The 20579-nt window shown below is 54.3% G+C and carries 22 protein-coding genes and 1 other RNA gene; 8 read left to right on the forward strand and 15 right to left on the reverse strand.

Annotation, left to right across the window (positions count from 1 at the left end; all coding sequences use genetic code 11):
• The 4 genes from rsmH to rsmI all read right to left on the reverse strand — a co-directional run bounded on the left by rsmH (nucleotide 1) and on the right by rsmI (nucleotide 3123).
• The gene (gene rsmH, locus ACIGCM_RS05775) at nucleotides 1-942 is read right to left on the reverse strand and encodes a 16S rRNA (cytosine(1402)-N(4))-methyltransferase RsmH (protein ID WP_397501050.1); all 942 of its coding nucleotides are present in this window, start codon (nucleotides 940-942) and stop codon (nucleotides 1-3) included.
• Nucleotides 943-944: 2 nt separating this feature from the next.
• On the reverse strand, nucleotides 945-1400 hold the full coding sequence (gene mraZ, locus ACIGCM_RS05780) for a division/cell wall cluster transcriptional repressor MraZ (protein WP_087518065.1): 456 nt from the start codon (nucleotides 1398-1400) through the stop codon (nucleotides 945-947).
• A gap of 312 nt (nucleotides 1401-1712) precedes the next feature.
• Nucleotides 1713-2070: RNase P RNA component class A (rnpB, locus tag ACIGCM_RS05785), an RNA gene on the reverse strand.
• A 150-nt stretch (nucleotides 2071-2220) separates the two neighbouring features.
• Nucleotides 2221-3123, reverse strand: coding sequence for a 16S rRNA (cytidine(1402)-2'-O)-methyltransferase (rsmI, locus tag ACIGCM_RS05790; protein WP_397501051.1), 903 nt, complete (start codon nucleotides 3121-3123; stop codon nucleotides 2221-2223).
• 233 nt (nucleotides 3124-3356) lie between these two features.
• Between rsmI and ACIGCM_RS05795 the strand changes: the two genes are divergently transcribed.
• From ACIGCM_RS05795 to ACIGCM_RS05810, 4 genes are all read left to right on the forward strand, one after another.
• On the forward strand, nucleotides 3357-5171 hold the full coding sequence (locus tag ACIGCM_RS05795; protein ID WP_397501052.1) for a penicillin-binding protein activator: 1815 nt from the start codon (nucleotides 3357-3359) through the stop codon (nucleotides 5169-5171).
• On the forward strand, nucleotides 5164-5538 hold the full coding sequence (locus ACIGCM_RS05800) for a YraN family protein (RefSeq protein ID WP_397501053.1): 375 nt from the start codon (nucleotides 5164-5166) through the stop codon (nucleotides 5536-5538). Before ACIGCM_RS05795 ends, ACIGCM_RS05800 begins: the two co-directional genes overlap by 8 nt.
• An 86-nt stretch (nucleotides 5539-5624) precedes the next feature.
• Nucleotides 5625-6218: a phosphoheptose isomerase gene (locus ACIGCM_RS05805; RefSeq protein ID WP_397501054.1), complete on the forward strand. Its 594-nt coding sequence runs from the start codon at nucleotides 5625-5627 to the stop codon at nucleotides 6216-6218.
• A complete protein-coding gene (locus ACIGCM_RS05810) occupies nucleotides 6215-6748 on the forward strand; it encodes a BON domain-containing protein (protein WP_397501055.1) in 534 nt (177 codons plus the stop codon). Before ACIGCM_RS05805 ends, ACIGCM_RS05810 begins: the two co-directional genes overlap by 4 nt.
• A gap of 60 nt (nucleotides 6749-6808) precedes the next feature.
• Here the strand turns inward: ACIGCM_RS05810 and ACIGCM_RS05815 are convergent, their stop codons facing one another.
• The 7 genes from ACIGCM_RS05815 to rplM form a co-directional block, all read right to left on the reverse strand.
• The gene (locus tag ACIGCM_RS05815; protein ID WP_397501056.1) at nucleotides 6809-7225 is read right to left on the reverse strand and encodes a ClpXP protease specificity-enhancing factor; all 417 of its coding nucleotides are present in this window, start codon (nucleotides 7223-7225) and stop codon (nucleotides 6809-6811) included.
• A 17-nt stretch (nucleotides 7226-7242) separates the two neighbouring features.
• Nucleotides 7243-7860, reverse strand: a complete 618-nt coding sequence (locus ACIGCM_RS05820; RefSeq protein WP_397501057.1) for a glutathione S-transferase N-terminal domain-containing protein — start codon at nucleotides 7858-7860, stop codon at nucleotides 7243-7245.
• A gap of 88 nt (nucleotides 7861-7948) precedes the next feature.
• A complete protein-coding gene (locus tag ACIGCM_RS05825) occupies nucleotides 7949-8728 on the reverse strand; it encodes a cytochrome c1 (RefSeq protein WP_397501058.1) in 780 nt (259 codons plus the stop codon).
• Nucleotides 8728-9939: a cytochrome bc complex cytochrome b subunit gene (locus ACIGCM_RS05830; protein WP_339486487.1), complete on the reverse strand. Its 1212-nt coding sequence runs from the start codon at nucleotides 9937-9939 to the stop codon at nucleotides 8728-8730. Before ACIGCM_RS05830 ends, ACIGCM_RS05825 begins: the two co-directional genes overlap by 1 nt.
• Entirely contained in the window at nucleotides 9939-10532 is a 594-nt protein-coding gene (petA, locus tag ACIGCM_RS05835) for a ubiquinol-cytochrome c reductase iron-sulfur subunit (RefSeq protein WP_397501059.1), read from the reverse strand. The genes ACIGCM_RS05830 and petA overlap by 1 nt, the downstream gene beginning before the upstream one ends.
• 254 nt (nucleotides 10533-10786) lie before the next feature.
• On the reverse strand, nucleotides 10787-11179 hold the full coding sequence (gene rpsI / locus ACIGCM_RS05840; RefSeq protein WP_397501060.1) for a 30S ribosomal protein S9: 393 nt from the start codon (nucleotides 11177-11179) through the stop codon (nucleotides 10787-10789).
• A 14-nt stretch (nucleotides 11180-11193) separates the two neighbouring features.
• The gene (rplM, locus tag ACIGCM_RS05845; RefSeq protein ID WP_069897891.1) at nucleotides 11194-11622 is read right to left on the reverse strand and encodes a 50S ribosomal protein L13; all 429 of its coding nucleotides are present in this window, start codon (nucleotides 11620-11622) and stop codon (nucleotides 11194-11196) included.
• A 249-nt stretch (nucleotides 11623-11871) separates the two neighbouring features.
• On the opposite strand from rplM, the gene ACIGCM_RS05850 reads away from it, so the two are divergent.
• Complete coding sequence (locus tag ACIGCM_RS05850; protein WP_397501061.1) at nucleotides 11872-12909, forward strand: NADP(H)-dependent aldo-keto reductase; 1038 nt, start codon at nucleotides 11872-11874, stop codon at nucleotides 12907-12909.
• Between the two features lie 64 nt (nucleotides 12910-12973).
• Here the strand turns inward: ACIGCM_RS05850 and ACIGCM_RS05855 are convergent, their stop codons facing one another.
• A complete protein-coding gene (locus ACIGCM_RS05855) occupies nucleotides 12974-14110 on the reverse strand; it encodes an acyl-CoA dehydrogenase family protein (protein ID WP_397501062.1) in 1137 nt (378 codons plus the stop codon).
• Between the two features lie 340 nt (nucleotides 14111-14450).
• Between ACIGCM_RS05855 and ACIGCM_RS05860 the strand changes: the two genes are divergently transcribed.
• Both ACIGCM_RS05860 and ACIGCM_RS05865 read left to right on the forward strand, forming a co-directional pair.
• Nucleotides 14451-15356, forward strand: a complete 906-nt coding sequence (locus tag ACIGCM_RS05860) for a GlxA family transcriptional regulator (protein WP_397501123.1) — start codon at nucleotides 14451-14453, stop codon at nucleotides 15354-15356.
• Nucleotides 15357-15468: 112 nt separating this feature from the next.
• Complete coding sequence (locus ACIGCM_RS05865) at nucleotides 15469-16443, forward strand: hypothetical protein (protein WP_397501063.1); 975 nt, start codon at nucleotides 15469-15471, stop codon at nucleotides 16441-16443.
• Between the two features lie 62 nt (nucleotides 16444-16505).
• Here the strand turns inward: ACIGCM_RS05865 and zapE are convergent, their stop codons facing one another.
• The 3 genes from zapE to ACIGCM_RS05880 form a co-directional block, all read right to left on the reverse strand.
• Nucleotides 16506-17603, reverse strand: a complete 1098-nt coding sequence (zapE, locus tag ACIGCM_RS05870; protein ID WP_397501064.1) for a cell division protein ZapE — start codon at nucleotides 17601-17603, stop codon at nucleotides 16506-16508.
• Between the two features lie 78 nt (nucleotides 17604-17681).
• A complete protein-coding gene (locus ACIGCM_RS05875; protein ID WP_397501065.1) occupies nucleotides 17682-19031 on the reverse strand; it encodes a tryptophan--tRNA ligase in 1350 nt (449 codons plus the stop codon).
• A gap of 17 nt (nucleotides 19032-19048) precedes the next feature.
• Entirely contained in the window at nucleotides 19049-19675 is a 627-nt protein-coding gene (locus ACIGCM_RS05880; RefSeq protein ID WP_397501066.1) for an alpha/beta hydrolase, read from the reverse strand.
• A gap of 140 nt (nucleotides 19676-19815) precedes the next feature.
• Between ACIGCM_RS05880 and ACIGCM_RS05885 the strand changes: the two genes are divergently transcribed.
• Nucleotides 19816-20265, forward strand: a complete 450-nt coding sequence (locus ACIGCM_RS05885; RefSeq protein WP_397501067.1) for a YhcB family protein — start codon at nucleotides 19816-19818, stop codon at nucleotides 20263-20265.
• Nucleotides 20266-20579 lie beyond the last annotated feature (314 nt).

Consider the following 20579-nt stretch of genomic DNA (forward strand, 5'->3'; position numbering starts at 1 on the left):
TCACCGCAACTTCTCCGCGATCCGCATGACGGCGCTACGTGAACGTGGATTTGCCTTAAGCTCTGCTTCTGAGGCGAATACAGGCTTGCCAATCAGCTTTAACCGCGGCTCAAAGGCTTTTGGAATAATCGGCAAATCACGGGGCAGCTTGTCTTGCTCGCCCTTGGCGTGTTTACGCATGAACTGCTTAACAATCCGGTCTTCCAGCGAGTGGAAGCTGATGACCACCAGGCGGCCGCCGACTTCGAGGGTTTCCAGCGCCGCATCGAGGCCGAGCTCAAGGTCACCCAACTCGTTATTGATATAAATGCGCAGCCCCTGGAATGCACGCGTCGCAGGATTCTTGCCCTTTTCCCAGGCAGGATTAGCCACGGTCAGCACTTGCGCCAGATCTGCGGTGCGCTCGAACGGCTGTTCAGTGCGACGCATAACCACTGCACGCGCCATGCGCTTAGCAAAACGCTCTTCGCCGTACTCTTTAAAAACCCGGGCAATTTCCTCTTCGCTGGCAGTGGCAATCCACTGCGCAGCACTGACACCGCGCTCCGGATCCATGCGCATATCCAGCGGGCCATCATTGAGGAAGCTGAAACCGCGGGCAGCATCATCAAGCTGCGGCGAAGAAACACCCAAGTCCAGCAGAATGCCACTGACCTTGCCCGACAAGTCGCGGACAGACGCCTCAGCAGAAAGTTCCGCAAAACTTCTCTGCACAACGACAAAGCGGCCGTCTTCGGCCGCTAGCGCATCCCCCGTGGCGATTGCCAGGGGATCTTTATCAAACCCTAGCAATAGGCCATCAGGGCCAAGCGATTCGAGGATGAGCCGGCTATGCCCGCCCCTCCCAAACGTGCCATCCATATAACGACCATCAGCTCGCACAGCCAGCCCCGCGACAGCCTCGTCGAGTAGCACGGTTATATGGCGAAAGTCGCTATTCATAGTCACAGGATCAAGTCACGTAGATCGTCAGACAAAGCACCCGGTTGCTTGATAGCTGCCAGATCGGCATCTGCCACTGCATTCCAGGAATCTTCATCCCACAATTGAAATTTATTGAGTTGGCCGACCAACATGGCACGCTTGTCCAGCTTGGCGTATTCGCGCAAACGGGGCGGCACCAGAAAGCGACCACTGGCATCAAGCTCAAGATCGACCGCATTACCGATCAGTAAGCGCTGAAGACGACGGTTTTCTTCACGGAAAGAAGCTAACTCACGAAGCTTGGCTTCAATCAGCTCCCACTCAGGCAATGGATACACACATAAACAAGGGTCAATCGCATCAATGGTGATAATTAACTGGCCAGCACAGCGCGACACGAGCTCGTCCCGATACCGGCTTGGCATCGCGAGTCGACCTTTTGCGTCGAGACTTATGGTGTTGGCTCCACGAAACACGATTGCGTTTCCCCTTGTTATTTAGCTTTCCATGCCCAAAAAACCCACTTTCCGCCACTTCTTACCACCTGCGCACACTATAGGAACGCGCATACCCCACCGTCAAGGTGCTTAAACAGGGAAAAATCCTTATAGAACGGAGATTTAGCGAATTTTACGAAGGTGGGAGAACAGCTTAAGACGACATTCCAAAGTCAAATATCAGTACAAACATACAGCTGCACTTCAAACTTAAAGTAGTTTGTTAAGAGTAAGACTATTTGGGTATTAGAATCGCAAGGATGGACACCAAGCGTACTACTAAGAAGAAAGGTGGAGAGTCGATCTGTAAGCCGGGTTCTGTCGAGGACAGTCATTCCTCTACGACGTACATCACTGCACGCCTTTAGCAACCTACCCGGTTTCAGCGCGGGCCACGCCAATGAAACCCTATTTGGTCTTGCTCCGAGTGGGGTTTGCCTAGCCACGGACTGTTACCAGCCGCGCGGTGCGCTCTTACCGCACCTTTTCACCCTTACCGGCACCGAAGTGCTTAGGCGGTTATTTTCTGTGGCACTTTCCGTAGGCTCACGCCTCCCAGGGGTTACCTGGCACTCTGCCCTATGGAGCCCGGACTTTCCTCCCCCACACCTCGTGAACGAAATGCAGCAGCGACTGTCCGATCGACTCTCCGCCGCATAGGGTAATTGCACTTCGCCCTCAGAACAAGCGTAACCGAGCACTGGCGCGCTAAAAACCTGGATATCAACCTCGAAACCAGTGGCACAACCTGCTTCAAAAATCGAAGCTACACATCGCGCCAACACCGCCGCCGTAAAGGCTACTCCCCTGCCTGACGCTGCAGCGCCAACTGATACAGCACATTTTTGCGCTCACCGGTAATCTCAGCCGCCAACGCCGCCGCTCGCTTCAAAGGCATTTCCTTTAATAGCAGATCAAGCACGCGAAGCGCCTCCGTACTGACGGCATCACCTTCAGGCGCCTGCCAGCCCGCTACCAGCACAACACATTCACCACGCTGCTGATTACTGTCCGCCGCCACCCAGGCACTCAACTCAGCCAAGGGCAACCCTTTAAGGGTTTCGAAGGTTTTGGTCAGCTCACGGGCCAACAAGGCAGGGCGTTCATCACCGAAGATAGAGCGCATGTCTTCAAGACACTCAGCGATACGGTGTGGCGCCTCATAGAAGATCAGCGTGCGCGACTCCTCCTTGACCTGCTCAAGCCGTGAACGACGACCTGCCGACTTTGCAGGCAAGAAACCTTCAAATATGAAGCGATCTGAAGGCAAACCAGCAGCCGACAGAGCTGCAATCAATGCACATGCACCTGGAACAGGCACTACCGCCACACCCGCAGCACGCGCTTGGCGCACTAGGTGATAGCCGGGGTCGGAAATCAGCGGCGTACCCGCATCTGAAATCAAGGCGACATCTTCACCCGCCTGCAAACGCTGCAAGAACTTGCCACCCTGGTCACGCTCATTATGCTCATGACAGGCAGCCAACGGCGTAGACAGACCAAAGTGCTGCATCAAACGCGCCGAGTGTCGCGTATCCTCAGCAGCTATGAGCGCGACATCACCCAGCACTTTCAAGGCGCGGGCACTGATGTCTTCCAGGTTTCCAATGGGCGTTGCAACGACATAAAGCGTGCCCAAAGCTGAACTCAACGCATCTGTAGAAGTCACTGCACACGCCTCATTTATCACTAAAACGCGCATTGTAGCCCGTTTAGGGGCCGCTGAAAAAAGTAAACGAGCGCCGAGAGTACAAGGCGAAAAGGTGCGAAAAACGCAGTTTAGCTGCCCTAAATGAGCATTTTGAGCAGTTTTTCAACGCAGTAATATCTAGCGCAGTAATTTTTCAACGGTTCCGTAGGGCTGCCGGCATCGCGCCAATGGTTCAGCTTGGGTACAATTCAACTCTCATTTGATCAAGTATCAGGAACGCTTACATGATCGCCCGCCTGCGCCCGCTCCTCATTCTTTGCCTTGTCGGCTTGCTTGCCGCCTGTGCCAGCTCATCAAACTCTGTCGGTGAACTGCCGCGCACCCCTCAAGCCAGCATTGAGCAACTGCTTCAGGAAGCTGGAGACGCTCAGACCGAAGAGGCCAATTTATTGCGCCTTTCCGCTGCTGACCAGGCCTATAAACAGAAAGACTTCGGCCGCTCCAGCAGCATACTTGAGCAGGTTCAACTTGAGACACTCAAGCCAGCCCAGCAGATATTCGCGAGCACGCTGACTGCGCAATTGGCTCTGGCAAGAAAGAACCCGAAAGCCGCCCTCCAAGCGCTGAGCCACCCAAGTTTTGAGCGGCTTGGCGAGCTGCCAGTGGAGCAACAAGTGCGCAGCCAACTCACTCGCGCCACCGCCCTTGAGCAAGATGGCCAACTGCTTGCCGCAGCCCGTGAGCGCATCTATATTGCGCCCCTGCTGACAGATGCCACAGCCGCCAACAGCAACCACGAGGCAATTTGGGCGCTGGTTTCACGCCTACCGGCTGACCAACTGCAAGCCACCGGTGATGCCGACCTAACCGGCTGGCTGGCACTCGCCAGCGCATCGAAAAGCGCAGCAACCCTAGAGCAACAGCAGAGCGCAATTGATAACTGGGTCGCCACTCACCCCAATCACCCAGCTGCTGTCCAGCTGCCAAAACCGCTGCAGGACTTGAAAAAGCTATCGAGCAAGCCTATCGGTCAGATTGCCCTGCTGTTACCGCAGGAAGGCAAGCTTTCCAGTGTCGGCCGCGCCCTTCGGGACGGCTTTATGGCAGCCTACTACCAAGCCCAACAAGCCGGCGAGACACTGCCCGACGTGCAGGTTTACGACAGCTCGCGCATTAGCTCCATGGACAGCTTCTACCAGCAGGCACAAAGTGCCGGCGTACAACTGGTCGTCGGCCCACTGGAAAAAGAGCTTGTGACTCAGCTGAGCAGCCGCGAACAACTGCCCATCACAACGCTGGCCCTGAACTACAGCCAGAGCAACCAGGAAGGTCCCGCTCAACTGTTTCAGTTTGGCCTCGCCGCTGAAGATGAAGCACGCGAAGCAGCACGACGCGCCTGGGCTGACGGCATGCGCCGCGCTATCGCACTTGCACCAAGTGGCGACTGGGGCAACCGCGTCCTAGCGGCATTCCGCGAAAGCTGGGAGTCCCAAGGTGGTGAACTGCTAGCAGCGCAAAGCATTGCCCAACCCGTAGAACTGGCACAACAAGTCGGCAAACTGCTGCAACTGCGCCAAAGTGAAGCACGTAGCAAAAATATTGAAGAAAAAATCGGCACTGACGTGGCCGCGCAACCTGCACGCCGCCAGGATGTCGACTTCCTATTTCTTGCAGCCACTCCGCAGCAAGCGCAACAGATCAAGCCAACACTGGTCTTCCAGTACGCCGGCGATATGCCGGTCTACGCCACGTCGACACTCAACAGTGGCGTGTACAACCAAGCCCAGTATCTGGACATGGAAGGCATTCAGTTTTGCGAAACCCCATGGATGCTTAATACAGACGACCCAACCCGCCAAGAAGTGGTCAGCCAATGGCCGCAAGCCGGTGGCAGCCTCGGTCGCCTCTACGCAATGGGTGCAGACGCCTTCACCCTTGCACCGCGCCTGAACCAGCTAAAAGCGCTTCCAAGCACGCGCATTGACGGCCTTACCGGCAGCCTTAGCCTGGACCCCGGCCAACGCGTTGTGCGCCAGTTGCCTTGGGCACAATTTACTGGCGGCCAAATTCAACGCCTGCCTGAAACCCCGCTTGATTGATCGCTCCAGCAGCCAAAGCAGCGGTAACGCTGCCGAGGCTATGGCGCGCAAGCACCTTGAACAACACGGCCTGCACCTCATCGCAAAAAACTGGCGATGCAGGTGCGGCGAGCTTGATCTGGTCATGCTCGACACCGATACAGTAGTATTTGTCGAGGTTCGCTACCGCCACCACAATGCCTGGGGCGGTGCAACTGAAAGCGTGGATACCCGCAAGCGCAAGAAGCTCACGCAAGCGGCCATGACTTTCCTGCAACAAGAATCACGCTGGAACCAACACCCCTGCCGCTTTGATGTCGTCGCCATAAGCGCCGCCAGCAAAGACAAGTTGCAATTGAATTGGATTAAAAATGCGTTTGACGGCTAACCCCGCAGACCATTGATGGTCACAGTAAGGCAGCACCCAGACTCGTTTAAATTTCTGCACCCGCAAAACTTAAGGTGACATCTTAGATGGATATGCAAGCCCGTATTCACCAGTTATTCCAAGCCAGCATCGACACTAAACAGCAGGCAATGGAAGTCCTTGCACCACTCATCGAGCAAGGCAGCATGGCGATGGTTAATGCCCTGTTGAACGAGGGCAAAATCCTCTCATGTGGTAATGGCGGCTCAGCCGGCGACGCCCAGCACTTTTCTTCAGAACTGCTAAATCGCTTTGAACGTGAGCGCCCAAGCTTGCCAGCCATTGCACTGACCACCGACAGCTCGACAATTACTTCAATTGCCAACGATTACAGCTACAACGAGATTTTTTCTAAGCAGATACGTGCCCTCGGCCAGCCGGGTGACGTACTGTTGGCCATATCCACCAGCGGCAACTCGGCCAACGTGATCCAGGCCATACAGGCTGCCCATGACCGCGAAATGACAGTCGTAGCGCTCACCGGCCGTGATGGCGGCAACATGGCCTCACTGCTTCTGCCTGAGGACGTGGAAATCCGCGTCCCAGCTAAATCCACCGCACGCATACAGGAAGTACACCTTCTGACCATCCATTGCTTGTGCGACCTTATCGACAGCCTACTCTTTGGGAGTGAAGAATGATCCGTTCACCACTGACTATTGCAGCACTGGCGTTAACCTTGCTGGTTAGCGGCTGCAGCAACCGCAGCATCGGCAACTCGATTGACGACAAACTACTCGACCCTGACGTACGCACCGCCGTTCAGAACGCCAGCCCCGACCTGACCAGCCCTACGTCGCACATTGTCATCAGCAGCTACAACGGAATCGTCCTGCTGGCAGGGCAAACCCCGCGCGAAGAACTTAAACAAACTGCCGAAAAGGCAGCCAACACCGTTCAAGGTGTGAAAAAGGTTTATAACGAACTGCAGATCCTGCCGCCGACCTCACTGATCGCACGCAGCAACGATTCCCTGCTAACCGCACAAATCAAAACGGAAATGCTCGCCAACAGCAATGTGCCGAGCACCAATATCAAGGTCATAACTGAAAACGGCATCGTTTACATGCTAGGTCTGGTGACGCGCCAGGAGGCCCAGAGCGCCACGCAAGTGGTACAGGGCGTGTCAGGTGTACAGAAAGTCATCAAGCTGTTCCAGTACATCAACTAGACACTTACAGGCACAAAAAAGGCGATCCTCGGATCGCCTTTTTCATTAACGGCTATATAGCTACTTCACAACCTTCAAGCTCGGCCTGCCACTAGGCCGCGGCGGATCAGTTTCCGGCGGCCCCTGATCGTCCGGCCCTTCCTGCGCTTCACTTTCGTCAACGCTCGGCACTTCCACGTCAAAGACCATGCCTTGACCATTTTCGCGGGCGTAAACAGCCAGAATCGACGGCCCCGGCACATACAGCGTATGCGCCACACCACCAAAGCGCCCCTCGAAACTGACCGCCTCGTTATCCATATGCAAATGACGAACCGCACTGGGCGAGACATTAAGCACTATCTGCCCATCGCTGGCGAAGCCTGCCGGCACTTGCACACCGGGATATTCAGCATTGACCAACAGGTGCGGCGTGCAGTCGTTATCAACGATCCACTCATACAGAGCACGAACAAGATAGGGACGACTCGAGTTCATAGATCTCTCCTCGCGCGTTAACGCATATCACGCTCAACCGTGGACAAGCTGGCCTGGAAGGCCTCACGGGCGAACTGCCGCTCCATGTATTCGAGCAGCGGTTTAGCAGGTTTTGGCAGCTCAATACCCAACACCGGCAAACGCCAGAGAATCGGCAGCAAGCAACAGTCTACCAAGCTCAACTCATCACTTAGAAAGTACGGCTTGTCGACGAATAGCGGCGATACACCCGTCAGACTCTCGCGCAGTTCCTTGCGCGCTTGCACGCGAGCCGGCTCTTTACTGCGTGGATCGAGAATCAGATCAACCAATGCACACCAGTCACGCTGAATACGATGAATCAACAGACGGCTGTTAGCACGAGCCACTGGATATACCGGCAAAAGTGGCGGATGCGGATAACGCTCATCCAAGTATTCCATTACCACAGTCGACTCATACAACGCCAAATCCCGATCAACCAGTGTCGGCAAGCTGGCATAAGGATTTACCTCAAGCAGCTTTGGCGGGTAACGACCCGGCTCGACAGAAATGATCTCGGCGCTGACACCCTTCTCGGCGAGCACAATACGTACGCGGTGGGAATAGTGGTCGGCGGGGTCGGAGTAACAGGCCAACCGATTGGTCACGCCCATGGCGGTCCTCCTCGCTTATTAGGTTATGTGGAGCAGAAAAACCTGCGCGCCCAGTAGGGCGCGCAGGTCAACAACAGAGACAAACAGATTAATGCACGTCCTTCCAGTATTCACGCTTCAATAAGTAAGCAAATACGAAGAAGAAGGCAAGATACAGCAGGACATAGGTACCGATACGCTGGCTTTCCAGTTTCACCGGGTTAGCCGAGTATGCCAGGAAGGTCACCAAGTTTTTGATCTTCTCGTCAAACTCTTCCTCTGTCAGCGAACCTGTTTTTGGCTCAACGACCAGTTGGTCACAGGCCTGATGAGTGATCGGCGTACCAGTCAGTGGATCGAACTGCTTCTTGCCGTCCTCAACCACCTGAACCTGCTTGCAACCCATGTACTGACGACCCTGCAATCCGACCAACACGTTAGGCATGCCCACGTTGTGGAATACGGTATTGTTCACGCCCATTGGACGCGCCGGGTCTTCATAGAAGCTACGCAGATAGCTATACAACCAATCATTGCCACGCACACGTGCAACCAGCGTCAGATCCGGTGGCGCAGCACCAAACCAGCCCTTGGCATCTTCGGAGCGCATGCTGCTCTGCATGTGGTCACCGATCTTACCGCCATTGAACACGACGTTTTCAAGCATGACTTCATGGGGAACACCCAGGTCATCTGCAACCCGCTCGAAACGCTGGAACTTGGCACCGTGGCAACCCATGCAATAGTTGGCAAAGGTACGCGCACCATCTTGCATAGCGGCTTTGTCTGTCAGGTCGATATCGACCTTGTCCAGGTGCACGCCTTCGCTGTTGGCGAAAGCGAGAACCGGCAAAAACGCCACAATCATTGCTGCAAATAGCTTTTTCATCAGCCAGTCACCCTATCCGGAACCGGTTTGGTTTTTTCCATCCTGGTGTAGAACGGCATCAGGATGAAGTACGCGAAATACAGGAAAGTACAAATCTGCGAGATCAACGTACGCGTTGGAGTCGGCGCCAACACACCCAAAATACCGAGGATGACGAAGGAAATGCAGAACACCAGCAACCAGATCTTACTTAGCCAACCCTTGTAACGCATCGATTTGACAGGACTGCGGTCCAGCCAAGGCAACACGAACAGCACAGCAATGGCTGCACCCATGGCGATTACACCCATGAGCTTGTCAGGAATGGCACGGAGAATTGCGTAGAACGGCGTGAAATACCAAACCGGCGCAATGTGCTCAGGCGTCTTGAATGCGTTAGCCGCTTCAAAGTTAGGCTTCTCGAGGAAGTACCCACCCATTTCAGGGAAGAAGAAGATAATCGCGCAGAAGACAAACAGGAACACCACGACACCGACGATATCCTTCACGGTGTAGTACGGATGGAAAGGAATGCCGTCTAACGGAATACCGTTTTCATCTTTGTGCTTCTTGATATCAACGCCATCCGGGTTATTCGAACCCACTTCGTGCAACGCCAGAATATGCAGCACGACCAGACCGAGAATCACGATCGGCAAGGCCACTACGTGCAAGGCGAAGAAGCGGTTCAGGGTAATCCCCGAAATCAGGTAGTCACCACGAATCCACTGAGTCAGGTCATCCCCGATAACCGGGATAGCACCGAACAGCGAGATAATTACCTGAGCACCCCAGTACGACATCTGACCCCAAGGCAGCAGATAACCCATAAAGGCTTCAGCCATCAGCGCCAGGTAGATCAGCATACCGAAGACCCAAACCAGCTCACGGGGCTTCTGATATGAGCCATAGAGCAGGCCACGGAACATATGCATGTAAACCACGATGAAAAACGCCGAAGCACCCGTAGAGTGCATCAAGCGCAAGATCCAGCCGTAGTCAACGTCACGCATGATGTATTCGACCGAAGCAAATGCTTCTTCAGCCGACGGCGTGTAACTCATGGTCAGCCAAACACCCGTTACGATCTGGTTAACCAGAACCAACAGGGCCAGCGAGCCAAAGAAGTAGAAGAAGTTGAAGTTCTTCGGTGCGTAATACTTGCTGAGGTGGTCTTCCCACATTTTTGTGGCGGGGAAGCGAGCATCAACCCATTCCATGAACTTGCTCATCAAGCTTTCTCCTGATCCACGCCAACGGTGACGATGTTATCCGAATCATACGAATACGGCGGCACTGGCAGATTCAACGGAGCAGGCTGCGATTTGTATACGCGCCCCGCCAAGTCGTAACGCGAGCCGTGGCAAGGGCAGAAATACCCCCCAACCCAATCAGGCCCCAAGTCTGCAGGAGCGACTTCCGGACGGAAAGTCGGCGAACAACCCAGATGCGTGCAGATACCAACAAGAATCAGCAACTCTGGCTTAATCGAGCGCGTGACCGGATCCACATAGGTAGGCTGCACAGAGGCTTTCGACTCTGGATCGGCCATACGGTCATGGATCTTGGTCAGGTTGCCGAGGATCTCCTCAGTGCGGTGCACGATAAATACCGGCTGCCCCCGCCATTCAGCAATCATCTGCTGCCCCGGCTCGACCTTGCTAACGTTCACCTTCACTGGTGCACCGGCAGCTTTGGCCTTAGCGCTCGGGAACCATGACCCCACGAACGGGACCGCGGCACCCACCGCTCCTGCAGCACCCACCACAGAGGTGGCTGCTACCAGGAAGCGACGCCGGCCTGCATTCACGCCGTCATTGCTCATTCAGTCGTCTCCCATCAGCTTTGTGGCCTGTTATTCAGACCTATACTAAGTAAAATTCTGGTCGCGCAAAAAATTCGCCAAATGGTAAAGAAAAGCCCCATTTCTGACAAGGTAATTACCCAGCCAAAAGCTCTAAACACATTAGCACGCGCACAAATCATGTATGCGTCACGATGTCGCAGACTAGTTTAGCACCCATAAAAAACGCCCAGCTCCGAAAGGAAACTGGGCGCTTTTGAACGCAGGAAGCGAAATTAACGCTTCGAGTACTGCGGACGCTTACGCGCTTTACGCAGACCAACTTTCTTACGTTCAACTTCACGAGCATCACGCGTCACATAACCTGCTTTACGCAGAGCTGGACGCAGAGCTTCGTCATAATCCATCAACGCACGAGTGATACCGTGGCGGATTGCACCAGCTTGACCGCTTACACCACCGCCAACGACGGTAACGAAGATATCAAACTTTTCGGTCATCTCGGTCAATTCCAACGGCTGGCGAACTACCATGCGGGCAGTTTCGCGACCGAAGAAGGTGTCCAGAGCGCGGTTGTTGATAGAGATGCTGCCATTACCCGGACGCAGGAAAACGCGTGCGGTTGCAGTCTTGCGACGGCCAGTGCCGTAATTTTGAGTCGCCGACATAATGAACTATTCCGTTAAATCTTCAGTTCTTGGGGCTGCTGAGCAGTATGAGGGTGAGCAGCGCCCGCATAGACTTTCAGCTTACGGTACATGTCGCGACCCAGTGGGTTTTTAGGCAACATGCCTTTAACCGCGGTCTCGATCACGCGTTCTGGCGCCTTGGCGATCAGCTTTTCGAAATTGATCGACTTGATGCCACCCGGGAAACCGGAGTGAGAGTAATACATTTTATCGGTAGTCTTGGCACCGGTAACACGTACCTGCTCAGCATTGATTACGACGATGTAGTCGCCGGTATCAACGTGCGGAGTGTATTCAGGCTTGTGCTTGCCACGCAGACGGGTAGCGATTTCGGTAGCCAGACGACCCAGGGTCTGACCAGCAGCGTCGACGACAAACCAGTCGCGCTTAACTGTTTCTGGTTTAGCAGTAAAAGTTTTCATTCTTTATAGCCTCAGGGGCCGCCCTGATAAATAAGACGGCGGATCTTACTGAATAGTGCGTACTTTGACAAGGTCAAAGGCAGCCGGAGACAGACGCTATCGGGGGCTCGGGTCAGCGCGTCCGTTACACGGCAAGATTTCTTCGGCAGACGGCGCATCACTTCCACTGCAGAAAGAGCTGCGCAATTATGCAGATTGCGAAAAAATTAGCAACCTGATTGTATAACTCTTTTTCCAGAGGACAGCTCAATGGACTTTCGCAAACTAGGCAAGACAGACATTTCAGTGAGTTCTATCTGCCTAGGCACCATGACGTGGGGCGAGCAAAACACCCGTGATGAAGGCTTCGCACAGATTGAACGAGCCAAAGCATACGGCGTCAACTTTATCGATACTGCCGAAATGTACCCGGTACCGCCACGCGCGCAAACCTACAGCAAGACGGAACAGATTATTGGCGAGTACTTTGCCAAAACCGGCGATCGCGCCGATTGGGTGCTGGCCAGCAAGATTGCCGGACCCGGTAATGGCATCGACTATATCCGTGACGGCAAGCTAAAACACAACCGCACGCACATCCGCGCAGCCGTCGACGCAAGCCTTAAACGCCTGCAGACCGACTGGATCGACCTCTATCAGCTGCACTGGCCTGAGCGCCCGACCAACTTCTTCGGCCAACTCGATTACAAGCATCAAGACAGCGACTTTACCCCGCTCGAAGAGGTGCTCGAAGCCCTCGACGAGCAGGTCAAAGCAGGCAAAATCCGCCACATAGGCCTATCCAACGAAACACCATGGGGCACCATGAAGTTTCTCGAACTGGCTGAAAGCCGGGGCTGGGCCCGCAGCGTATCGATCCAAAACCCCTACAACTTGCTTAACCGCAGTTTTGAAGTGGGCCTCGCTGAAGTGGCCATTCGCGAGCAATGCGGACTACTGGCTTACTCGCCACTGGCATTTGGCATGCTTTCAGGCAAATACGCCAACGGCGCACGCCCCGAAGGTGCACGCCTGAGCCTCTTTAGCCGATTTGCCCGCTACAGCAACCCGGAAACGGAGTCTGCCTGCGCACGCTATGTTGCCTTGGCCCAGGAGCACGGCCTTGACCCTGCGCAGATGGCCTTGGCATTTGTCACCTCACGAGCATTCGTCACCAGCAACATCATTGGCGCAACTACCCTGGATCAACTAGAAAACAACCTGAAAAGCAGCGAAATAACGCTAACGAGTGAAGTACTTGAGGCTATAAACGCAATCCACAAGTCACAACCCAACCCCGCGCCTTAAGCCCTGCCACTTACAATAATCCCGGCAATTGCCGGGATTATTGTTGTTATTGCTGGGCCTAACTTCAAAGCGAGCGGGCAATGATCTCTTTCATGATTTCATTGGTGCCTGCGTATATCCGCTGCACACGGGCATCTGCCCAAGCGCGCGCCACCGGGTATTCCCACATAAAGCCATAGCCACCGTGCAACTGCACACATTCATCGAGCACCTTGCACTGCAAATCCGTACCCCAATACTTGAGCATTGCCGCCGTAGGTACATCAAGCTTGCCCTGCAAATGAAGCTCAAGGCAGCGATCAACAAAGACCTTACCGATCTGAATTTCAGTGGCCATTTCCGCCAGCTTAAAACGGGTATTCTGAAAATCAGCTACGGCCTTACCAAACGCCTTACGCTCACGGGTGTAGTCAAGCGTCCATTGCAGAGCGGCCTCTGCCGATGCCAGCGCACCTATGCCCACAGTCAAACGCTCCTGCGGCAGTTCCTGCATCAGATAGGCAAAGCCCATACCTGCCTGCCCCAAAAGATTCTCTTTGGGTACGCGGACATCCTGAAAGAACAGCTCGGAGGTGTCTTGGGCCTTCATCCCGACCTTCTCTAACCGCTTACCTTTGGCAAAACCCGGGGTATTTGCTTCAACCAGAAATAAACTGGTGCCTTTGGCACCTGCCGTAGGATCGGTCTTAGCCACGACCACCACTAAGTCAGCGAGAAAGCCGTTGGTAATAAAGGTTTTCGAGCCATTGATAACGTACTCATCACCATCAAGCACTGCGGTGGTTTTCACCCCTTGCAGATCGGAGCCTGCACCTGGTTCGGTCATAGCAATGGCCGTGACCATTTCACCACTGACCATCTTCGGAAGGTATTTTTGCTTCAATGCCTCCGATCCGTAGTGCAGGATATACGGTGCAACAATGTCAGAATGCAGGGAAAAACCAATCCCAGTCAGCCCTAACCGCCCTACTTCCTCAATAACCACAGCGCTATACAAGAAGTCAGCTCCGATTCCGCCGTACGCCTCAGGAATGTGCGAGCAAAGCATTCCAGCCTCTCCCGCCTTGTTCCAAAGCTGCCGGTCGATGTGACCATCCTTCTCCCACTGGGCATGAAAAGGCACGGCTTCGAGCTCAAAAAACTTACGCACGCTGTCGCGAAAGAGCTCATGGTCAGAGCTGAATATTGTTCTTGGAATCATGCTTTCACCTGACTGATCGGTTATCAAACGTGATGAGACTTTAGGTGAGTAACCGCAATAGTCACACTGGACACAAGCGCCAATAAATAGGACGATCAAGCCGTACCTTGACCAAATCGCCCCTATAACTGGGCAAGCATGGGTCAACACTGACACTCAGCAATAAATTGGCCGATGACCTGGCATGCACCCCACGTGCAACCTTGATCCCCAAGCCGCATTAAATAAGAATAAATTGACCATGACCGCTCAACACCCAACCCCGCTCAAACGCGTGTGCATCCTGGCCACCACCGGCGTGTTCGCCTCAACCGTGCTGCAGGCTAAAGACTTCTTTCACATGGCCAGCCTACGCCACGGCAAACAGCAAGGCCTGGGCTTGACCCCAACCATCGAAATTCACTTAGTCAGCCCTGACGGCTTGCCCGTGCACAGCTTTAGCGACGTCATGCTTCCAGTCGACAGCGGCTTGGAACCTGCGGATGTAATCATCCTGCCAGCATTCTGGGATGATTTTGATGCCCTACGCCAACGCCACCCCAATGTACTGAGCTGGCTGCAAACCTGCCACGCCGCTGGTAGCGCTATTTGCGGAGAGGCCACCGGAGTGTTTTGGATGGCTCAAGCCGGCTTGCTCGATGGCAAAGAGGCCACCACCTACTGGCGTTTTTTTGATGAATTCAGTGAGCGCTTCCCCAAAGTCCTGCTTAACCAAGACAAGCACCTGTCTGATGCGGACAACCTCTACTGCGCCGGCGGCGTCACATCAGCCTGCGACCTGTTTATTTATTTGATCGAGCAGTTCTGCGGTGCCAGCGTTGCCCAAGGCGTGGCCCGTGACATCTTGTTTGAGGTGCAACGCAATTACACCCCTGGGCGCATTGGTTTTGGTGGCCAGAAATTGCACCACGACCTGACCATCCTGCAGATTCAGCAATGGCTTGAAGAACACTACGCCGACAAGTTCCGCTTTGAGGATGTTGCCCGCGAACATGGCATGAGCATTCGCAACTTTATGCGCCGCTTTCAAAGCGCAACCGGGGACAAGCCCCTGCACTACCTGCAACGGTTACGCATCGAAACAGCCAAAGGGCTATTAAGCGCCACCCGCAAAAGTATCAAGACCATTAGCTACGAGGTGGGCTACGACGACGCCAGCTTCTTTGCACGACTGTTTCGTCAGCACACAGAATTGTCGCCTAACCTTTACCGTCGCCAATTTCAACACAAAAACGGTCCTGTCTGAGGGCCATCCATCTGCCGCACAAGCCCTAAGATGGGTAGGCGTTGACACACGGCGTCCTATGATCGGGATAGCCCTTACGAGGGCTCCCAATAACAACAAATAGGACTTCCTTATGCGCAGCCTGCTCTTTGCTTCGCTCGTCACGCTCAGCTTTTTCAGCCTTAGCGCCAACGCGCAAGACGACTGGAAAGCCTTCCCTTATGACCAGTCCAACTTCGACTTTTCCGGCGACAAACTACGCCAGGCATGGCCCCAACTTACACGCGGCTTTGGCACTGACTACCCCTTCCCAGACGCACCCTGGGTGCTGAGCCTGGCTACGCAACACCCAAAAACTCTGGCCTCTGTGGTGCCCGGCACACTCCCATCAGGCACACCTGAAGAGCTCGCCAGCGCTTATGCAAATAAGCTTCAGGACGCATGGCGAAGCCTGTTTCGCGGCGACTTTGCCCAAGCCAAACAACAGGGCATGACGCTGGGCTTTGGCGGCCAAGTACCCGCCATGTTTGCCCAAGTGCTCTATGCGATGTACCTGGAGACCGACCAAGACAAAAAACACCAATTGCTTGAGCAGGTGATCGACTTGACCGATAAAGCCGGTGACCTGGCTAAGCTCGATTTAGTTGCCCAGTTCGGCCGAACCTATGCGAAGGCCCGACTCGGCGAAGAACTGTCGATCCCGGTGATACTCAAGCGCGGCTACACCTCACAGATCCCCGATGAGCTTGATGCCATTCTCAGCAAAGACCCACGACAGCCCTATGCACTAGCGCTGTATGGTGGCTACCAGGCAGGGGTCATTCGCAAGATTGGCTCAATGGCAGGCAAGCTGACCTACAACGTCAGCGCAGAGAAAATGGAAGGCTATTTCCAGCGCTCATTTGCAGCCAGAGATGACCTGCCTATCGGTCATTACGAATACGCAAACGCATTGAGCTACGTCTATGACGACGAGCAAGACAACAAAGCCCTGCAACACTTGAAGAAAGCTGCCGCCATCACGCCTATAAGCGCGATGGACTCACTGGAGATCGCCCACGCCAAGCAGCTACTGGACAGCTTCAAGCAGCGCGTAGCGGGCAACTAAGCCCACCCAGCAGGTATAAAAAAGGCTGCCCACTGGCAGCCTTTCGTTTACGGCAAGCTCGCTTAAGGTCGATGCGCTCGCGCCAAGAACTCATGGGATTGCATTTCCAGCAAGCGACTGAGGGTGCGCTGAAACTCGAACGTAAGACGCCCCCCGGTATACAAGTCCTTTAGTTCAACTTCTGCCGAGATGATCAACTTGACGTTGCGGTCGTAGAACTCATCAACCAAGTTGATAAAGCGACGCGCCATGTCATCAGTGGCAACCCCCATCTGCTCAACATTGGCCAGCAGCACCGCGTGAAATACCTTGCCTAACTCGATGTAGTCATTCTGGCTACGCGGACCATCACAGAGCTCGCGAAACTCGAACCATGCCACGTCTTCACACACACGCACCGCGGTGATCTCGCGGTTCTCGATATTGATCGCCTCGTTCTCAACGGCATGCGTGCAATCGGGCAGCAAGCTCTTGAAGCTTTTGTGCAAGCTGGCCTCTGCCTCAGCGCCCAAAGGCCAGTGGAACAGCTCAGCTTGTTCAAGCGCGCGCAAACGGTAATCAACACCGCTGTCGACATTGACAATATCAGTGTGCACTTTGAGCAAGGCAATAGCGGGCAGGAATCGCGCACGCTGCAAGCCATCCTTGTACAGGCCGTCAGGCACGATATTCGAGGTGGCAACCAAGCTGACGCCATTCTTGAAGAGTTCTTCGAGCAAGGTCGCTAGAATCATCGCATCGGTAATATCCGAAACAAAGAACTCATCGAAACAGATAACCCGCGCTTCTTCGGCGAACTTCTTGCCAATAATGGTCAGCGGGTTTTTCTCGCCTTTAAGGCCGCGCATCTCTTCATGCACACGCTTCATAAAGCGGTGAAAGTGAGTACGGACCTTTTGCTCAAACGGCAACGCATCGAAAAAGGTATCGACCAGGTAGGTCTTACCACGGCCAACCCCACCCCAAAAGTAGAGGCCTTTGATTGGCGCCTGGGGCTTCTTGGCAAAGAGCTTGCCGAATAATCCTGGCTTGCTGTTTGACGTGTCCGCGACCAAATCGTCATACAGACGCTGCAAATGGCGCACAGCCACTTCCTGCGCCGCATCATGAAAGAAGTCGGGACGTTTGAGATCGGCTTGATAGCGTTCTAGCGGAGTCATATTCGTTAGCTGAGCAACAAAAACGGGGCAGGTACTTTAGGCCCTGCCCCGCAGATAATCAATCAGCTAGGGGCACTATTAGACAGGCTCGACCGCCAAAGCATCACGCAAACGCTCAACAGCGGCCTTTAGCGCCTCTGTATCAGCGAATTCAGGGCTACTGGCTACAACTTCTCCATCGAGCCAGACGACAAAGCCTGAGCCCTGCTCACGGACGTCCAGCGGCTCGCCCGACTGCAAGCGCTTGTTAACCATGCCTGCCGACTTGCCATCGGCAAAGGATTTAGACAACAACAGTTGTTCACCCGCCGCATCCAACAGACGGAAGCGGAAACTGCCATCCTCATCACGGAAGCTGACAAAGCGGGCATTTTTGCTGACTTTCTTCTTCGTCGCCTCAGTGTTTGCGGCCGCCGAACGGAACGAGCGCAACCCAACCGCTTCACGCAACTGGCTCAGGAACGGCGTGGCGATTTTGCGCGCCTTGGCAGCACCCTCTAGCAAAATGTCCTCAAGATCAGCAGGACGCTCAATCAACGCCTGATACTTGTCACGGGCCTCACCCAGCTCAGCATTGAGCAGGTCATTGAGGCGTTGTTTGGCCTCCCCCCAACCCAAGCCATCAACCAATTCAGCCCGAAACTGGGCCTGTTGATCAGCCGAAGCAAAGGCTTGGTATAGCGTGAACAGGTGCGAGCTGTCAGGGTCTTTGGCTTCGCCCGGCAACTTCGAATCCGTAACGATGCGCGCAACCGCTTCCTTCATCTGCTTAGCGCTGCTGAACAACGGGATTGTGTTGTCGTAGCTTTTCGACATTTTGCGGCCATCAAGGCCAGGCAGTGTCGCCACGTCTTCTTCAATCACCGCCTCTGGCAAGGTAAACAGCTCGTTGCCTTGGCCAAACAGATGATTAAAACGCTGGGCGATGTCACGCGCCATTTCGACATGCTGAATCTGGTCACGACCCACCGGCACTTTGTGTGCATTGAACATCAAAATGTCCGCAGCCATTAGCACCGGGTAACTGAACAAGCCCATGGTCACGCCCGCATCGGGGTCTTCACCGAGCTCGATGTTTTTATCCACAGATGCTTTGTACGCGTGGGCGCGGTTGAGCAAGCCCTTGCCTGCCACACAAGTCAGCAGCCAGCACAGCTCGGGAATTTCTGGAATATCTGACTGGCGATAGAAAGTGGCCTTGCTGACATCAAGGCCGCAGGCTAGCCAAGTGGCGGCGATTTCCAGACGCGAACGTTGAATGCGCAACGGGTCATCGCACTTGATCAGCGCATGGTAGTCGGCCAGGAAGTAAAACGAATCCACGTTAGCATCGCGACTTGCAACAATTGCGGGGCGGATGGCCCCAGCGTAGTTACCAAGGTGCGGTGTGCCGGTGGTGGTGATGCCAGTGAGAATACGAGTGGTCATGGGCTTTCGCTTACTGATTATAGGCGCGGCAATAACAAATCTTTGAGATCCGTCAGTTTGCCATGAAAAAAGTGCCCACATTCTGCCACGGTCAACAACTCATGTGGACGCTCAAGCGCACTTGACCAATCATAAACCAGCTGCGGTTCAACCACTTCATCCGCCTCGGGCTGAATGATCGTCATGCTGCAGCGCTGAGCCAGAGGCGTTTGATCAAGGCGCATTACCGCCGGCGCGATCATAAATAGCTTCTGCACCTCAATGCCCCGCCCCTCCAGACGACCGGCGAGTGTTGCCGCAACAAACCCGCCAAACGAAAAGCCCATCAAGGTCAGCGGCAAATTCGGGTATTGTTTGATCAAGGACTCGGCAACAGCTTCGGCATCATCAACTTCACCCGAGCCCATATCGTGATTGCCTGCACTATTGCCGACACCCCGATAGTTGAAGCGTAATGTGTGTAATCCAGAGTCGCGTGCAGTGCGCTGCAAGGTCGACACCACTTTATTAAGCATGGTGCCACCCTGCACCGGGTTGGGATGACAAATAAGCGCAACGCCACGGGCATCGGGCACTTCAAGGGAAAGGGCTTCAAGCTGACCGCTTGGCCCGGGAATAAATACAGCAGTTTCACGGGTGAGCAAAAGTGAACTCCGTGACCCATCGCAGGGTCGATTCGTCTAGGCTGTCAGCCTGCGCCAAAAACATATTGGCTCGCATTACGCTATACAGCGCAGGCGCCAACCGCTAACGTAAAGCAAAGCCGTTTAGAGAGGAAGGACTCGTGGAACAGACGCTAACAGCCTGGCTGATACCAGCCATAGCCCTGGTTGCAGGTATCGCAATAGGATTTCTGATTGCGCGCTTAGCGCCCAATGCAGTTCCGGGCCGCACTCAACGTCAGCTTGATGAGCTGCAGGAACGTTTTGACAACTACCAAAGTGATGTCGTCACCCACTTCAACACCACGGCGAATTTGGTTAAAAAATTAACCCAGAGCTACCAAGACGTCCAAGAGCACCTCACTGAAGGCACCAGTCAACTGGCACTTGATGAGTTGACTCGGCAACGTTTGATGGCCGCCTTGCATTCAGACGACGCAAGCGACAAGCGTGATAAACGCGAGCGCTTAACGCCACCGCGCGATCACGAAACGCCTAAGGACTATGCGCCGAAAATGGGCAATATCCCGGGTATGCTCGACGAAAACTACGGCTTGAAGAGCAAGCGTTAAGGTTAAGTTTTCGCAGCCAAATGGGTAGACACAGCACTTTCGTCCGCCCAACTTAGGGCATAAAATCTATGGTCACCCCATTTTTTGCAATACTGATTAACGGGTGAAATGGTTGGCTTGCTTAAATCTATCCGGCGTCCAATTGGGGCTAGCCCCGCGCCACGATGAGAGTCGCGCCTGACGATCCTTAAAAAACCGTCGGCTTCTGAAGCCGATTTTTATGTCAGGATCCTCGTCAGGCCGGTAGGCCGTTCATTTCATCTGTTGTTCAGCTATCGCAAAACCTGAAAGGTGAATCGTGGTACAGCAACAAC

The sequence above is a fragment of the Pseudomonas sp. NPDC078700 genome, from assembly GCF_044542375.1.
Taxonomy (GTDB): Bacteria; Pseudomonadota; Gammaproteobacteria; order Pseudomonadales; family Pseudomonadaceae; genus Aquipseudomonas.

Bases quoted from the DNA above. Each gene is read 5' to 3' on its own strand.
- ACIGCM_RS05855 (WP_397501062.1), bottom strand. From the start codon at position 14,110: ATGATTCCAAGAACAATATTCAGCTCTGACCATGAGCTCTTTCGCGAC.
- ACIGCM_RS05805 (WP_397501054.1), top strand. From the start codon at position 5,625: ATGGATATGCAAGCCCGTATTCACCAGTTATTCCAAGCCAGCATCGAC.
- rsmI (WP_397501051.1), bottom strand. From the start codon at position 3,123: ATGCGCGTTTTAGTGATAAATGAGGCGTGTGCAGTGACTTCTACAGAT.
- rsmH (WP_397501050.1), bottom strand. From the start codon at position 942: ATGAATAGCGACTTTCGCCATATAACCGTGCTACTCGACGAGGCTGTC.
- ACIGCM_RS05825 (WP_397501058.1), bottom strand. From the start codon at position 8,728: ATGAAAAAGCTATTTGCAGCAATGATTGTGGCGTTTTTGCCGGTTCTC.
- zapE (WP_397501064.1), bottom strand. From the start codon at position 17,603: ATGACTCCGCTAGAACGCTATCAAGCCGATCTCAAACGTCCCGACTTC.
- ACIGCM_RS05865 (WP_397501063.1), top strand. From the start codon at position 15,469: ATGCGCAGCCTGCTCTTTGCTTCGCTCGTCACGCTCAGCTTTTTCAGC.
- ACIGCM_RS05795 (WP_397501052.1), top strand. From the start codon at position 3,357: ATGATCGCCCGCCTGCGCCCGCTCCTCATTCTTTGCCTTGTCGGCTTG.
- ACIGCM_RS05815 (WP_397501056.1), bottom strand. From the start codon at position 7,225: ATGAACTCGAGTCGTCCCTATCTTGTTCGTGCTCTGTATGAGTGGATC.
- ACIGCM_RS05830 (WP_339486487.1), bottom strand. From the start codon at position 9,939: ATGAGCAAGTTCATGGAATGGGTTGATGCTCGCTTCCCCGCCACAAAA.
- petA (WP_397501059.1), bottom strand. From the start codon at position 10,532: ATGAGCAATGACGGCGTGAATGCAGGCCGGCGTCGCTTCCTGGTAGCA.
- ACIGCM_RS05850 (WP_397501061.1), top strand. From the start codon at position 11,872: ATGGACTTTCGCAAACTAGGCAAGACAGACATTTCAGTGAGTTCTATC.
- ACIGCM_RS05860 (WP_397501123.1), top strand. From the start codon at position 14,451: ATGGCCAGCCTACGCCACGGCAAACAGCAAGGCCTGGGCTTGACCCCA.
- rpsI (WP_397501060.1), bottom strand. From the start codon at position 11,179: ATGTCGGCGACTCAAAATTACGGCACTGGCCGTCGCAAGACTGCAACC.
- ACIGCM_RS05810 (WP_397501055.1), top strand. From the start codon at position 6,215: ATGATCCGTTCACCACTGACTATTGCAGCACTGGCGTTAACCTTGCTG.
- ACIGCM_RS05820 (WP_397501057.1), bottom strand. From the start codon at position 7,860: ATGGGCGTGACCAATCGGTTGGCCTGTTACTCCGACCCCGCCGACCAC.
- ACIGCM_RS05875 (WP_397501065.1), bottom strand. From the start codon at position 19,031: ATGACCACTCGTATTCTCACTGGCATCACCACCACCGGCACACCGCAC.
- rplM (WP_069897891.1), bottom strand. From the start codon at position 11,622: ATGAAAACTTTTACTGCTAAACCAGAAACAGTTAAGCGCGACTGGTTT.